Annotated in this window: 11 protein-coding genes; 7 read left to right on the top strand and 4 right to left on the bottom strand. The window is 70.3% G+C overall.

From position 1 onward, the window contains the following. Positions 1-3 precede the first annotated feature (3 nt). From IH54_RS0119100 to IH54_RS0119085, 4 genes are all read right to left on the bottom strand, one after another. Positions 4-816: an MlaE family ABC transporter permease gene (locus tag IH54_RS0119100; RefSeq protein ID WP_052397629.1), complete on the bottom strand. Its 813-nt coding sequence runs from the start codon at positions 814-816 to the stop codon at positions 4-6. Continuing rightward, on the bottom strand, positions 813-1,796 hold the full coding sequence (locus IH54_RS0119095; RefSeq protein WP_031518288.1) for an ABC transporter ATP-binding protein: 984 nt from the start codon (positions 1,794-1,796) through the stop codon (positions 813-815). Before IH54_RS0119095 ends, IH54_RS0119100 begins: the two co-directional genes overlap by 4 nt. Before the next feature lie 64 nt (positions 1,797-1,860). Further along, entirely contained in the window at positions 1,861-3,579 is a 1,719-nt protein-coding gene (locus IH54_RS0119090) for a DUF6801 domain-containing protein (RefSeq protein ID WP_159011949.1), read from the bottom strand. Positions 3,580-3,841: 262 nt separating this feature from the next. Further along, positions 3,842-4,468 (bottom strand): hypothetical protein, encoded by a 627-nt coding sequence (locus IH54_RS0119085; protein WP_031518286.1) that lies wholly within the window; start codon positions 4,466-4,468, stop codon positions 3,842-3,844. Positions 4,469-4,923: 455 nt separating this feature from the next. Between IH54_RS0119085 and IH54_RS0119080 the strand changes: the two genes are divergently transcribed. From IH54_RS0119080 to IH54_RS0119050, 7 genes are all read left to right on the top strand, one after another. Then, complete coding sequence (locus IH54_RS0119080) at positions 4,924-6,180, top strand: helix-turn-helix domain-containing protein (RefSeq protein ID WP_052397627.1); 1,257 nt, start codon at positions 4,924-4,926, stop codon at positions 6,178-6,180. Between the two features lie 265 nt (positions 6,181-6,445). Next, positions 6,446-7,471 (top strand): LacI family DNA-binding transcriptional regulator, encoded by a 1,026-nt coding sequence (locus IH54_RS0119075; protein WP_031518284.1) that lies wholly within the window; start codon positions 6,446-6,448, stop codon positions 7,469-7,471. A gap of 332 nt (positions 7,472-7,803) precedes the next feature. Further along, positions 7,804-9,210, top strand: coding sequence for an ABC transporter substrate-binding protein (locus IH54_RS0119070; RefSeq protein ID WP_031518283.1), 1,407 nt, complete (start codon positions 7,804-7,806; stop codon positions 9,208-9,210). A 116-nt stretch (positions 9,211-9,326) separates the two neighbouring features. Continuing rightward, a complete protein-coding gene (locus tag IH54_RS0119065; RefSeq protein ID WP_031518282.1) occupies positions 9,327-10,283 on the top strand; it encodes a carbohydrate ABC transporter permease in 957 nt (318 codons plus the stop codon). Positions 10,284-10,298: 15 nt separating this feature from the next. Next, positions 10,299-11,189 (top strand): carbohydrate ABC transporter permease, encoded by an 891-nt coding sequence (locus IH54_RS0119060; RefSeq protein ID WP_031518281.1) that lies wholly within the window; start codon positions 10,299-10,301, stop codon positions 11,187-11,189. Between the two features lie 144 nt (positions 11,190-11,333). Further along, positions 11,334-12,974, top strand: coding sequence for a glycoside hydrolase family 13 protein (locus IH54_RS0119055; RefSeq protein WP_031518280.1), 1,641 nt, complete (start codon positions 11,334-11,336; stop codon positions 12,972-12,974). Between the two features lie 150 nt (positions 12,975-13,124). After that, the gene (locus IH54_RS0119050; RefSeq protein ID WP_078862347.1) at positions 13,125-14,795 is read left to right on the top strand and encodes an NAD+ synthase; all 1,671 of its coding nucleotides are present in this window, start codon (positions 13,125-13,127) and stop codon (positions 14,793-14,795) included. Positions 14,796-14,836: the final 41 nt, after the last annotated feature.

The following is a 14,836-nucleotide window of genomic DNA, read 5'->3' as shown; positions in this document are numbered from 1 at the left end:
CGGTCAGGCCCCCTTCTGCGGGACGAGCTGCAGGTAGATCGCGGTCAGCACGACGTTGACGACGAACAGCAGCAGGAAGGTGATGACCACGGACTGGTTGACGGCGTCGCCGACGCCCTTGGGGCCGCCGCGCGGGTGCAGGCCCCGGTAGGCGGCGACGATGCCGGCGATGAAGCCGAAGACCAGCGCCTTGATCTCGCTGATGTAGAGGTCGGGCAGCTGCGCGAGCGAGGAGAAGCTCGACAGGTACGCGCCCGGGGTGCCGTGCTGGACGATGACGTTGAAGAAGTAGCCGCCGGCCGTGCCGACCACCGACACCAGGCCGTTGAGCAGCACCGCGACGAGCATCGTCGCGAGCACCCGCGGCACGACGAGACGCTGCACCGGCGAGACGCCCATGACCTCCATGGCGTCCAGCTCCTCGCGGATCTTGCGCGAGCCCAGGTCGGCGCAGATCGCGCTGCCGCCCGCGCCCGCGATCAGCAGCGCCACGATGATCGGGCTGGCCTGCTGGATCACCGCGAGCACACTCGCGCCGCCGGTGAAGGACTGCGCGCCGAGCTGCTGGGTGAGCGAGCCGACCTGGAGTGCGATGACCGCGCCGAACGGGATCGACACCAGCGCGGCGGGCAGGATCGTCACGCTCGCCACGAACCAGAACTGCTCGATGAGCTCGCGGACCTGGAAGGGCCGCCGGAAGGTGTCCCGGACCGTGGTGGCGGCCAGCGTCATGAGCTGGCCGGTCTGCCGCAGCGCGCCCGTGCCGGGGAAGGGCCGCCGCCCGGCCGGCTCGCGCAGCCGTACGGGTGCGCTCATGCCGGCTCCCCCCGCACCGGTGCCAGGCTCGCCTGCACGGCGGCGCGGGCCGCGGCCGGCAGCTGGTCCCACATCGCCAGCACCCGCGCCCGGCGCCGCTGCACGGCCTGCCGCGGCGGCAGCCCGGGGCTCGGCTCCAGCTGCGGGGCGAGCGTGCCGGGCGCGGGCGGCAGGGCGCTGCCGCCCGCGCCCTGCTCGGCCGCGAGGGTCGCCTCGTCCTTCTCCTCCGCCATGCCGATCGGGCCCTCGCGGCGGCCGCTGAGGAACTGCCGCACGACGGGCACATCGCTGGTCAGCAGCAGCTCGCGGGGCCCGAACGCGACGAGTTCGCGGCGGAAGAGCATGCCCACGTTGTCCGGCACGGTCGCGGCGATGTCGAGGTTGTGGGTGACGATCAGCATCGTCGCGTCGATCTGCGCGTTGAGGTCGATGAGCAGTTGCGAGATGTACGAGGTGCGCACCGGGTCCAGGCCGGAGTCCGGCTCGTCGCACAGGATGATCTGCGGGTCCAGGACGAGCGCGCGGGCGAGCCCGGCACGCTTGCGCATGCCGCCGGAGATCTCGCCGGGGAGCTTGCCCTCGGAGCCGACCAGGCCGACCATGTCCATCCGCTCCATGACGACGCGGCGGATCTCCGACTCCTTCTTGCGGGTGTGCTCGCGCAAGGGGAAGGCGATGTTGTCGAAGAGGTTCATGGAGCCGAAGAGGGCGCCGTCCTGGAACATCAGGCCGAAGAGCCTGCGGGTGGCGTAGATGTCCCGCTCGGGCCCGTTGACCATGTCCACGCCGTTGACGAGGACCCGGCCGTGCTCCGGTTTGAGCAGCCCGATCACGGATTTGAGGAAGACGGTCTTGCCGGTGCCCGACGGCCCCAGCATGACGCTGACCTCGCCGGGCGGCAGCGTGAGCGTGACGTCCTGCCAGACGGTCTGCTGGCCGAAGGACTTGGTGAGGCCCTCGACGGTCACTTCGATTCCCATGGCACCGCTTTCCTCCAATGGCTCAGCGGCAGGACGTGGTGTTCGGACGGCATGTCGGGGCCGCTCAGCGGTGCGGCGGGGTCGGGTAGGGGATCTCGGGGTCGCAGTAGCTGTACTCACGCGAGGAGGGGATGCACAGCCCGCCCTGGATGAAGTTCAGCGAGTTGTCCGGCCCGGAGATCGACGCGGTGAGCAGGGCGTCGACGTTGTCCCCGTGCGCGGTGCAGCCGGTGAACGGCGGGATGGTGAGCCGGTCCTGGTGCAGCGGACCGCCGACGATCTCGTTGTAGTCCGAGGGCCGGGTGATGCCGTCGTGGCCCTTGTAGGTGTAGTCGGTGCCGACCAGATGGAGGTCCAGCGGCCTGACGGTGTGACAGTCCGGGCCGACGTCCAGGGGCGTGCCGTTGACCTTGATGTCGCTCAGCCGCAGGTCCAGCTTGCCGTAGACGTCCGTGTAGGTGATGTAGTCGTCGCCGCTGCTGCCGGCGATGATCAGGGTCAGCGGGGCGAGCTGCGTCATCGTCATCACGGCGGTGGTGGGCATGAACCCGAAGGTCAGGAAGGTCGACTCGGCCGGCGGCAGGTCCAGCTTGACGATGCTGTCGAGCTCCAGAAAGATCGATCCGTCCGGCTGGAAGCCGAACCAGGTGCCGACCTGGGTGACGTTGGTCATCGCCGGGTGGTCGTCGAGCCCGTTGACCGTCGCCGCGCCCTTGAGCTTGCCGACGTTGGACAGCCCGGTGAGGAAGGTGCACTCGGCCTGGCGCTGGTCCGGGGTGAGCACGTTGTGGAAGGCGCCGTCCGGGCGGGGGACCGCGTCGAGGACCGCCTGGTCCGGCTCTCCGTCCGGCGGCGGCGGGCAGTCCTTGACGCCGGAGTGCGGGGGCTCGGCCACTTCGAGGGTGCCCTTGCGGGTGACGGCAGCGGAGCTTGCGGGGCTGCCCGCGGTGGCGGTGGTTCCCGAGGAGGGGGCCGGTGCCGCCGTGCCGGCGCCGGTGCCGGAGTGCCCGGAGCCGTCGGCGGCGGCCACGGCGACCTCGCCGAGCAGGGTGGCCTGGCCGTCCTTCGGGGTGCAGGCACCGGTCACCTGGCCGATGGTCGTGCCCGCGGCCGGGGAGGTGGTGGCGTCGGCGTCCGCCGCCGCGTCCGTGGTCGCCACGTCGGCCGCCGGCCCGGCCGCGGTGGAGCCGGAGGGCGCGTCCGTGGCGGAGTCGGAGGGCGGGGCGGTGGGGACGGCCAGGGCGTAGACCGCCAGGTCCAGCCGCCCGGCGTCGAAGCGCACGCTGCCGGGGGCGGTGGCGCTGACCGCGGTGGCGTCGCCGGTGAAGGTCAGGTCCAGGCCGTCGGCGGTGGGGGCGGCCGCCGCCCGCAGCCCGGGCCACGGCGCGTCGGCGGTGGACGAGCCCTGCGTGACGCGGGCGGTGAGCGAGGCGGTGGCGGTGGCCGAGGTGGCGCCGGGCGGCAGGACCTCGGCGGCGGCGTCCTTGCCGAGGGCCACCTCGACGGTCAGCGCGCCGGGCCGGAAGCGCTCGCCGACGGCCCCGCTCGCCGGGTAGGTCTGCTGGACGGTGACGGTGGCGTCCTCCGTCACGGCGGCCGTGCCCGCGCCGTCCCCGCCCTCCGCTGCGCTGCCGGTGGTGAACGCGCAGGTGTAGGCGATCTCGACGGCGCCGTCGGGGCCGGAGGCCGCGGAGGGGGTGCCGGGCAGCATCCCGGCGAGCACGGCGACCGACGCGGTGGCGGCCGTCAGCACCACCCTGCGCGGGTTCACTGCACCTCGCATCAACGGACTCCTCCTGACCGGCGCGTCGGCGACGCACGGACATTACGGGCGGGTAATAAGGCCGTACAAGTGATCGACGAGGCCGAGTTCGACGGGCTCTCGCGCGAGCCGCTTTCTTGTCAACGGGTGACAAAACGGAATCCCGAAGTTGTCACCGGACGAGCACCGGCCGCGCCGGAGGGACAGCGAGCCCCGGCGGCAGCGGTGCCCGCCGGGGCTCGGTGCAGACGGTGCGGTGCGGACGGCGCGGATCGCGCTGCCGTCAGCTCGCGGTGACCTGCAGGGCCGGGGTGGTGACGTAGTTGGCCGTGTAGGTGACCGAGTCGCCGTTGTTGATCAGCCCGAGGCACAGGCCGCTGACGCCGGAGACGGTCAACGTGCCGGCGTTGATCGACAGCGTGTGCGTGCCGTTGGTGTAGTAGCCGGTGACCGTGCCGGTCACGGTGGCGTTGCACGCGCCGGACAGGGTCGCGTGGACACCCGTGATGTTGCCGAGGGTCTTGCCCGTGCTGTCGGTGACGTCGGTGGCGTTCAGGGACCACGGGGAGGTCACGCTGGCGTTGGACGTCACGCCGAAGCCGATGCCGCTGATGTTGCACGACGTCCACGTCAGGGACGTCAGCGTGGCCGCCTGGGTGCCGGCGTGGGTGCCGTTGTTGGCGATACCGGCAGCCGAGGCGGAGGAGCAGTTGAGCACCACGCCGGTCTTGTTGTCCTTCAGCGTCGGCTTCGACGCGAGGGCGGTGAAGGAGCCGTCGGTGTTGCTCCCGCTGATCGTCACCTGGGTGGGGGTGGTGGCGGACGCCGGGCCTGCCGCCAGGCCGATCGCGGCGATGATGGCGGCACCCGTCGCCGCCGTACCCGTGAACGCCTTGGTGAACTTGCGCATGGCTGAATCCTTTCGTGAAACCGAGGAGTTCGACGTACCTGATTAACCGGAACCGCGCGCCTCACGTGCGTCATCACCGCACGTCGGGGGCGGAATTCGGCTGCGACTGTTACCTGGAACGTGGGGCACCGATTTCCTCGGGTGCCCTTGCAGGGCTGGACGTTACGTACGGGTAACCGAGGGGCGCAACAATCCCGTCCAAGATTCCTTCCGGAACCTTACCGTCGGGTAATTTTCTGTCACCGGGGCAACATCACCCCCGCCGTTTTTGTCGGGAAGTGAGCATTTCCCGGCTCGCCCGGCCCGCCCGCGCCGCTCCCCCCGCCTGCCCGGTCGCGGCCCGCCACCGGTGGGCCGACAACGTTTACGCATCCGCGGGGCTGCGCAGCGTGAACATTTGGTCTATGTTGCAGCGAGGCCACCGACGCGATGAGGCGGTACGGAGGGGGAGGCTCATGTCCGTCATGCGGCAGGTCCCGGATCAAGGGGAGATCACGGGTCCCATACCCCGGGAGTTCGCCGCCATCATGCGCCCGGAACTCCCGGGCCTATTGAAAGAGATGGCTGCTGAAATCGTCACGGCGATCCCTGAATACGGGCACCTTCTGGAAGGCCCCAACAGCAAGGTGATCCGGTTCGGGATCGAGCAGAGCATCGCCAGCTTCGTGGACCGGGTGGCCGCCCCCACCGCCACCACCGCGCAGCGCGACGACCTGTGCCGGCGCTTCGGGCGCTACGAGGCGTACGAGGGGCGCAGCCTGGACAACCTCCAGGCCGCCTACCGCATCGGCTGCCAGGTCGCGCTGCGCCGGGTGCGTGCCGTCAGCCGCCGCTACAACCTGTCGGCGGCCTTCATGCTGACCTTCGCCGACGCGCTCTTCGCCTACATGGGCGACCTGGCCGAACTCTCCCGCGAGGGCTACGTCCAGGCACTGGCCGAGCTGGGCGAGGAGCCGGACAACCGGCGCCGCCGATTACTGCGCCGCATCCTCGGCGGCACCGCGGTGGCCCGCAGCGCGCTCGCCGAACTCGCCGAGCACTGCGGGTGGAAGCTGCCGGACGAGGTCACCATGGTGGCGCTCGCCCCGGGCACCCGCCCGCGCCGGCAGGCCCTGGACCCGGACATGCTGCAGGACTTCGCCGACCCCGAGCCGCATCTGCTCGTGCCGGGGCCGCTGACCGACGCCCGCCGCGCGTGCCTGGACGACGCGCTGGGCGGCTGCCGGGCCGCGGTCGGGCTGACCACCGGGCTCGGCGAGGCCGCGGACTCGCTGCGCTGGGCCCGGCAGACCCTGTCGCTGGCCGGGTCGGGCGCCGTCACGGGCGGCCCGCTGCTGCGGTGCGAGGACCACCTGCTGTCGCTGTGGCTGCTGGGGGACCCGGCGCTCGCCGACCAGATGGCCGCCCGCTTCCTCACCCCGCTCGCCGCGCTGACGCCCACCCAGCAGGCGCGGCTGGTCGAGACGCTGCGGATCTGGCTGACCACGCGCGGGACGGCCGCGCAGATCGCCGAGCAGCTCGACGTCCACCCGCAGACGGTGCGCTACCGGATGCGCATCCTGGAGCGCGCCTTCGGCGACCAGCTCACCCGCCCCGACGAGCGCTTCGCCACCGAGATCGCACTGCGCGCCCTGCACCTGCGCGACGGCGGCGTTCCCCCGTCGAAGCGCCGCCGCCCGTCCGCGCACGGAGGGTCCGGCTACGAGGCGTAGGCCCTGTTGCCGCTCGCCGGGTCGGCCTCGTATGCGGTGAACGGTACGGTGGCGGCGCCGAGCCGCCGGGTGCAGTGACGTCCGGTGTCCGTGCGGCGGGGGGATCCCTTCGCGAGGGGAGTCGCTCCTGTGACGCCCGACGACCCCAGGGATCTGAATCTGGCACAGAAATATGTCGACCAGGTTTCGCAAAATATGGATGACTTGCAGAGATCTCGCAAAATCACCGCAAGAAACTTGCGCCACCTGTACTAGAATCGACGCCATGACACGACGACTTGCCGAGGTGGCAAAGAAGGTCGGAGTGAGCGAGGCCACCGTCAGCAGGGTGCTGAACGGGAAGCCCGGCGTCTCCGACGCGACCCGGGCCGCGGTCCTCACCGCTCTTGACGTGCTCGGTTACGAACGGCCCACCCAGCTGCGCGGGGAACGCGCCCGGCTGGTCGGCATGGTCATGCCCGAGCTGCAGAACCCGATCTTCCCCGCCTTCGCGGAGGTGGTCGGCGGCGCGCTGGCGCAGCAGGGCTTCACCCCGGTGCTCTGCACCCAGACCGCGGGCGGCGTCTCGGAGGCCGACTACGTGGAGTTGCTGCTGCAGCAGCACGTGTCCGGGGTGGTCTTCTTCGGCGGGCTCTACGCCCAGGCGGAGTCGCCGCACGACCACTACGCACGCCTCGCAGAACGCAACCTGCCCACCGTGCTGATGAACGCGGCCATCGACCATCTCGACTTCCCGCGCGTCTCCTGCGACGACGCGGTGGCCGTCGAGCAGGCGATGAACCACCTGATGTCGCTGGGCCACCAGCGCATCGCGCTGGTTCTCGGACCACCGGACCACGTGCCGTCGCGGCGCAAGCTCGCGGCCGCGCGCCGGGTGGACCCCTCGGTCACGGTGGAGCACGCGCTCTTCACGCTGGAGGGCGGCCAGGCCGCGGCGAGCCGGCTGCTGGCACGCGGCATCACGGCCTTCATCTGCGCCTCCGACCTGCTGGCGCTCGGCACGATAAGGGCCGCCCGGCGGCGCCGGCTGTCGGTTCCCGAGGACGTGTCGGTGATCGGCTACGACGACTCGTCGCTGATGAACTGCACCGAGCCGCCGCTGACGACCGTGCGCCAGCCGATCGAGGCGATGGGACGGGCCGCGGTGGACCTGCTGGCGGGCGAGATCAGCGGCGCCTCGGTCGACCACGACGAGCTGTTCTTCGAACCGGAACTGGTGGTGCGCGGTTCCACCGGACCGGCCCCGCACCCCGCCCGCATCCCGCACCCGGAGGCGCGCACCAACGCGTAGCCGCAGGGCCCCCGCGGCCTCCCGCAGGGCCTCCCCAGCGGGTTCGCAGCATCCTCGCAGGACCGAGCGCGCACTTCCGCGCACCGCTGACCGGTGCGCGGTTGATGCGCGCTCCGTCGTCTGCGCAGCGTAACCCGCTCACCTGGCGTCGTAACCAAGTCGTGTCTTTGCGAAATTCGCGCGACATCTTGCGGACATCTATCGGGTTAAGTACGTTGAGCCAACCCGAGACGGTCGCGCTGCACCTGCGCCGGACATCATGTGCATCATGCGCCGCAGGGGTCCCGATCGCAGTCCAACGACGCGCAGTGGTTCAGGGGAAGGGTTTGATCATGAACGGAATCCGCTACCGCAGACTGGTGGCATTCGCGCTGGTCGCAGGCATCGGATTGACGAGCGCCGCGTGCTCCGACAGCAAGGACGGCAAGGACGACGGCGGCAGCAAGACCAGCAGCTCCAGCGCCGGTACCCCCTTGGACCCGAAGACCAAGGTGACGATCAGCGTCGACTGCATGCCGCCCACCACCAAGAAGCCCGAGCGCAAGCAGTGGCTCGACGATGTCGCCGAATTCCACAAGACGTACCCGAACGTGACGATCAACAGCAAGGACGCGTTCCCCTGCGAGGAGACGGACAAGTTCACCGCGCAGCTCCAGGGCGGGTCCGAGACCGACGCGTTCTACTCGTACGTCACCGACCTCCAGCAGGTGCTGGACGCCGGCCAGGCCGCCGACATCACCGACTACGTCAATGACAAGACGGTGCCGAACCTCAAGGACATCGACCCGGGCGTCCTCGGCATCCTCAAGGACGACGGCCGCCTCTACGGTCTGCCCACCACGAACTACTCGATGGGCCTGATCTACAACCGCAAGATCTTCACCGAGGCCGGTCTGGACCCGAACAAGCCGCCGACCACCTGGGACGAGATCCGCACCGACGCCAAGCAGATCCAGGACAAGCTGGGCAGCAAGGGCATCCACGGCTTCTTCGAGTACGGCGCCGGCAACCAGGGCGGCTGGCACCTGACCTCGGCCCTCTACGGCGCCGGCAACACCGTCGTCGACGACAGCGGCTCCAAGGCGAACTTCAACGGCCCCGAGGCCAAGCAGATCCTGCAGACGATCCACGACATGCGCTGGGTCGACAACAGCATGCCGCAGAGCGCCGGCAAGGAGTGGGGCGAGAGCCAGAAGGCGATGGGCGCCGGCCAGATCGGCATGTACCTCGCCGCTCCCGACGACATCCAGCTCATGGTCCAGCAGTACGGCGCCAACTTCGACGACCTCGGCATGGCGCCGATCCCCGGCGGCAAGACCTCGCTGATGGGCGGCAACGACTACTTCTTCAAGAAGTCGGACACCCCGGACCAGATCAAGGCGGGCATCGCCTGGATCAACTTCAAGTTCCTGACCCTGAAGAAGGGCCAGTTCAACTACGCGCGCAACAAGGCGGACGGCATCCCGGTCGGCCTGCCGCAGCCCTTCTTCTTCACCGGCCAGTCCAAGGCCACGGACACCGCGGACAAGACCCAGTACGCCACGGTGCCGGTCGCGAACTACAAGTCCTACGTGGACGCGCAGGTCCCGGTGAAGGGTGAGCCGCCGAACGCCCAGAAGCTCTACACCGTGCTCGACACCGTGATGTCCGGCGTCCTCAGCAACAAGAACGCCGACGTCGACAAGCTGCTGTCCTCCGCCGAGACGCAGGCCAACCAGCTGCTGGCCGCGAGCCAGTAACCGCGCAGCCCCCGCGGGGCCGGTCGGCGACCGGCCCCGCGGGCGCGGTCCAGCACCCGGCCACCGGCCCCGACTCCCACCCTCGACCACGCACGCTTCCAGCCGAGGAGCTTCCCATGGCGGCGACGACGACCGTCCCCGACAAGACAACACGGCGCCACGCCGGGCGGGCCTCCGGCCCCCGCACCGCGGGCGGCCGGGGCGGCCTGGGCCGCAAGGTCAGCGAGAACCTGCGCGCCTACGGATTCCTGATCGGCGCGATCATCTGCTTCGGGCTGTTCTCCTGGTACCCGATGGTCCGGGAGTTCATCATGAGCTTCCAGCACACCAAGCGCGGCGTGACCAGCTGGGTGGGCTTCCAGAACATCAAGACGGTCTACCACGACCCGTATTTCTGGACGGCCTGGAAGAACACCGGCCTCTTCACGCTCTACGCGCTGGTCATCGGTTTCGCGGTGCCCTTCCTCGTGGCGATCCTGCTCAACGAGCTGCGGCACGCACGGGCGTACCTGCGGGTCCTGGTCTACCTTCCGGTGATGCTCCCGCCGGTGGCCGGAGCACTGCTCTTCAAATACTTCTACAACCCGGAATACGGCCTCTTCAACCGCATTCTGCACTTCTTCCACCTGCCGACGTCGCAATGGCTGGACTCGTCGAACACCGCGCTGATCTCGGTGGTCGTCGCGGCCACCTGGATGAGCATGGGCAGCGCCACCCTGATCTACCTGGCGGCGCTCCAGAACATCCCCGGTGAGCTGTACGAGGCCGCCGACCTGGACGGCGCGGGTCTGTGGAGCAAGATCTGGCACGTGACCATCCCGCAGACCCGGCTGGTGCTGTCGCTCATGCTGCTGCTGCAGGTCGTGGCGACCATGCAGGAATTCACCAACGTGTACCTGATGGCCGGCGGAAACGGCCCGGAGAATTCCACGATGACGGTCGTCTACATGGTCTACCAGTACGGCTACCGCTACAACAATTTCGGCGGCGCAGCGGCCCTCGGCCTCTTCCTGCTCCTGGTACTCGTCGGATTCTCCGGTGTGTACGCGCGGCTCAACCGGAACAGCGACTAGGACGGATCACAGGTCATGGCAGAGTTCACTCCGCAGAACCGGACGCTGATATCGTCCGCGACGCTCGCCCGGCCGCGCGGCAGGCGTATCTACTGGACCGTGCTGACGCTGGTCCTCGTCGTCTTCACCCTGGTGTTCGTCGGCCCGCTGTACTGGATGGTCACCAGCGGCTTCAAGAACGTGCACGAGGTGGTGCAGAACCCGCCCACGCTCTTCCCGCACCACCCGCAGCCGTCGAACTACAAGACGGCGTGGACGCAGCTGAAGCTCGCCAAGCTGCTGTGGAACACCTTCTACTACGCGTTCGGCGCGCTCGCCTTCCAGCTCGTCCTCGACGTCGCCGCCGCCTACGCGCTGTCCAAGCTCCGCCCGGTCCTGGGCAACATCGTGCTCGGCGGCATGCTCGCCACGCTGATGATCCCCTCGGCCGTGCTGATCATCCCGCAGTACATGACGGTGCTGGACCTGCCGCTGCTGCACGTCAACCTGATCAACCACCCGTGGGCGATCTGGCTGCCGACGGTGGCCAACGGCTTCAACATCTTCCTGCTCAAGCGGTTCTTCGACTCGATCCCCAACGACCTCATGGCCGCCGCGGCCATCGACGGGGCCGGGCCGATGCGCACCCTGCTGTCCATCGTGCTGCCGATGTCCCGGCCGATCCTGGGCGTCGTGTCGATCTTCGCGGTGGTCAACGTGTGGAAGGACTTCCTCTGGCCGATGCTGGTGGAGCCCGACCCGACGAAGCAGCCGATCAACATCGGGATCAACTCGCTCTCGCAGGGCGTCCCGCAGAACGTCCTCATCGCCGCGCTCGCGATCTCGGCGCTGCCGACCCTGCTGATCTTCCTGCTCTTCCAGCGCAACATCATGTCCGGCCTGACCGCCGGCAGCCTCAAGGGCTGACCGGCCCGGCCGGGCACTGTCCCGGCCTTCCGTAACGCTCCACCCACAGCACTCCGCCGCCGGCCCTTGGGCCCCTTGAATCCCCAGAACCCCATCCACCTCGGGGCCGGCGGCGGGGTCCCACCTGCCCGAAAGGACGTTGACGTGGCAGACACCCCTCAGCCCGAGGCCGACGAGAACTGGTGGCGCGGCGCGGTCATCTACCAGGTCTATCCGCGGAGCTTCGCCGACAGCAACGGTGACGGGACCGGTGATCTGGCCGGTGTGCGGTCCCGGCTGCCGTACCTGGCCGAGCTGGGCGTCAACGCTCTGTGGTTCTGCCCGTGGTATCCGTCGCCCATGGCCGACGGCGGCTACGACGTCGCCGACTACCGGGACGTCGAGCCGGTCTTCGGGACCCTCGCGGAGGCCGAGAAGCTCATCTCGGAAGCCCTCGCGCTGGGCATCAGGACCATCATCGACATCGTCCCGAACCACATCTCGGCCGCCCACCCGTGGTTCCGCGAGGCGCTGGCCGCCGGGCCCGGCTCGTCCGCGCGCGAGCGCTTCTGGTTCCGCCCCGGGCGCGGCGAGAACGGCGAGCTGCCGCCCAACAACTGGCCCTCGCAGTTCGGCGGCCCCGCCTGGACCCGGACCACGAACCCGGACGGCACGCCCGGCGACTGGTTCCTCAACCTCTTCGACTCCGAGCAGCCCGACCTCAACTGGAACCACCCCGAGGTCCGCGCCGAGCACGAGGACATCCTGCGCTTCTGGTTCGACCGCGGCGCCGGCGGCGTGCGCATCGACTCCGCCGCGATGGTCATGAAGGACCCGGAGCTGCCCGACCTCACCGACGAGCCCGGCGCGCCGCACCCGTACATCGACCGCGACGAGCTGCACGGCGTCTACCGCGGCTGGCGCGCCATCGCCGACTCCTACCCGGGTGCGCGCATCCTGGTCGGCGAGGTGTGGCTGCCCGACGCGGAGCGCTTCGCACGCTACCTGCGGCCCGACGAGATGCACACCGCCTTCAACTTCGACTTCCTGTCCTGCCCGTGGGAAGTAGACCGGCTGCGCACCTCCGTCGACGTCACGCTGGCCGCGCACGCGCCGGTCAGCGCGCCCGCCACCTGGGTGCTGTGCAACCACGACGTGACGCGTACGGTCACCCGCTACGGCCGCGCCGACACCGGCTTCGACTTCGCCACGAAGGCCTTCGGCATCCCGACCGACCTGGAGCTCGGCACCCGTCGCGCCCGGGCCGCGGCCCTGCTCACGCTCGCGCTGCCCGGCTCGGTGTACCTCTACCAGGGCGAGGAGCTGGGCCTGCCCGAGGTCGAGGACATCCCGCTGGACAAGCTCCAGGACCCGATGTATCTCCGCTCGGCCGACACCAACCCGGGCCGCGACGGCTGCCGGGTGCCGCTGCCGTGGAGCGGCTCCGAGCCGCCCTTCGGCTTCAGCCCGGCCGGCTCCACCGCGCAGCCGTGGCTCCCGCAGCCCGCGGGCTGGGCCTCCCGCACCGCCGAGGCGCAGGCCGCCGACCCGGACTCCATGCTCTCCCTCTACCGGGAGGCGCTGCGCCTGCGCCGGGCCGAGCCCGGCCTCGGCGACGGCACGTTCGGCTGGCTGGAGTCCGGCCCGTCGGTCCTGGCGTTCCGCCGCTCACCGGAGTTCGTCTGCGTCCTGAACCTCGGGACCGAGCCCGCGGAGCTGCCCGCGCATACGGAGGTGCTGCTGGCCAGCGGGCCGCTCGTGGGGGGCCGCCTGCCCGCGGACACGGCCGCCTGGCTGCGGACCTGAGCCGCTGCCCTGCCGGGCGAGCGTTTTTCGGGGGCGCGTGGGGGTACCTCCCCCGCGCCCCTTGGGGGCGCGGCCCCTCCGGGAGGGGCAACCGGGCCGGGTGTGACCCGGCAGACAGCATTTCGTCGAAATGACGATTACACTGGATCCGTGCCTCAACTACGACTCGCCCTGAACCAGATCGACTCCACCGTCGGCGACATCGCCGGCAACGCCGAGTCCGTGCTGCGCTGGTCCCGGCACGCGGCCGGACAGGGAGCCCACCTCGTGGCCTTCCCGGAGATGATGCTCACCGGCTACCCGGTGGAGGACCTGGCCCTGCGGGCGTCCTTCGTCGAGGCGAGCCGTACCGCGCTCGTGGAGCTGGCCGCGCGGCTGGAGGCCGAGGGGCTCGGCGAGCTGCCGGTCGTCGTCGGCTACCTCGGCCGCAGCGAGAACGCCAGGCCGCGCTACGGCCAGCCCGCGGGCGCCCCGCAGAACTGCGCGGCGGTCCTGCACGGCGGCAGGGTCGCGCTGCGCTTCGCCAAGCACCACCTGCCCAACTACGGCGTCTTCGACGAATTCCGCTACTTCGTGCCCGGCGACACGATGCCCGTGGTCCGGGTGGGCGGCGTGGACGTCGCGCTCGCGATCTGCGAGGACCTGTGGCAGGACGGCGGCCGCGTCCCGGCCGCGCGCGCCGCCGGCGCCGGCCTGCTGCTGTCGATCAACGCGTCGCCGTACGAGCGCGACAAGGACGACACGCGCCTGGAGCTGGTGCGCAAGCGGGCCCGGGAGGCGGGCTGCACGACGGCGTACGTGGCGATGGTCGGCGCGCAGGACGAGCTGGTCTTCGACGGCGACACGATCGTGGTGGACGCCGAGGGCGAGGTCGTCGCGCGCTCCCCGCAGTTCACCGAGGAGTGCGTGATCCTCGACCTGGAGCTGCCGGCCGCCGCGCCCTCCCCTGCGTCCGGGGTCGTCGACGACGGGCTGGAGATCCAGCACGTGACGCTGTCGGCGGAGCCGGTCCCGGGGTACGCCGCGCAGTTCGCGGGCTCCGTCGCCGAACCGCTCGGCGACGACGCCCAGGTCTACGGCGCGCTCGTGACGGGCCTGCGGGCGTACGTCGAGAAGAACGGCTTCCGCTCGGTGCTGATCGGGCTGTCCGGCGGCATCGACTCGGCGCTCGTCGCGGCGCTGGCGTGCGACGCGGTCGGCGCGGAGAACGTGTACGGCGTGTCGATGCCGTCCGCGTACTCCTCGGACCACTCCAGGGGCGACGCCGCCGAACTCGCCCGCCGGACGGGGCTGAACTACCGCACCGTCCCCATCGCGCCGATGTTCGACGCGTACATGGAGTCGCTGAAGCTCACCGGGCTCGCTGAGGAGAACCTGCAGTCGCGGCTGCGCGGCGTGACGCTGATGGCGATCTCCAACCAGGAGGGCCACATCGTGCTCGCGCCGGGCAACAAGAGCGAGCTGGCGGTGGGCTATTCGACGCTCTACGGCGACTCGGTCGGCGCGTACGGGCCGATCAAGGACGTCTACAAGACGACCGTCTTCCGGCTCGCCCGCTGGCGCAACGCGGCCGCCGCCGCGAAGGGCGAGACACCGCCGATCCCGGAGAACTCGATCAGCAAGCCGCCGAGCGCCGAGCTGCGCCCCGGCCAGGTCGACACCGACTCGCTGCCCGACTACGACGTCCTGGACCGCGTCCTGGCGCTGTACGTCGACGGCGACCAGGGCTATGCGTCGATCGTCGCGGCGGGCTACGACCCGGAGCTGGTCACGCGCGTCCTCAAGCTCACGGACGGAGGAAAGCGCAGCGGGCTGCGCTGACGACCGACAACGCAGCAAGCGTGCGTGCCAGACCCCTCCGG

Origin of the sequence: Streptomyces sp. NRRL F-5123, from assembly GCF_000721495.1 — a bacterium.
Classification (GTDB): domain Bacteria; phylum Actinomycetota; class Actinomycetes; order Streptomycetales; family Streptomycetaceae; genus Actinacidiphila.
This window is presented reverse-complemented; position numbering and strand designations above follow the sequence as displayed.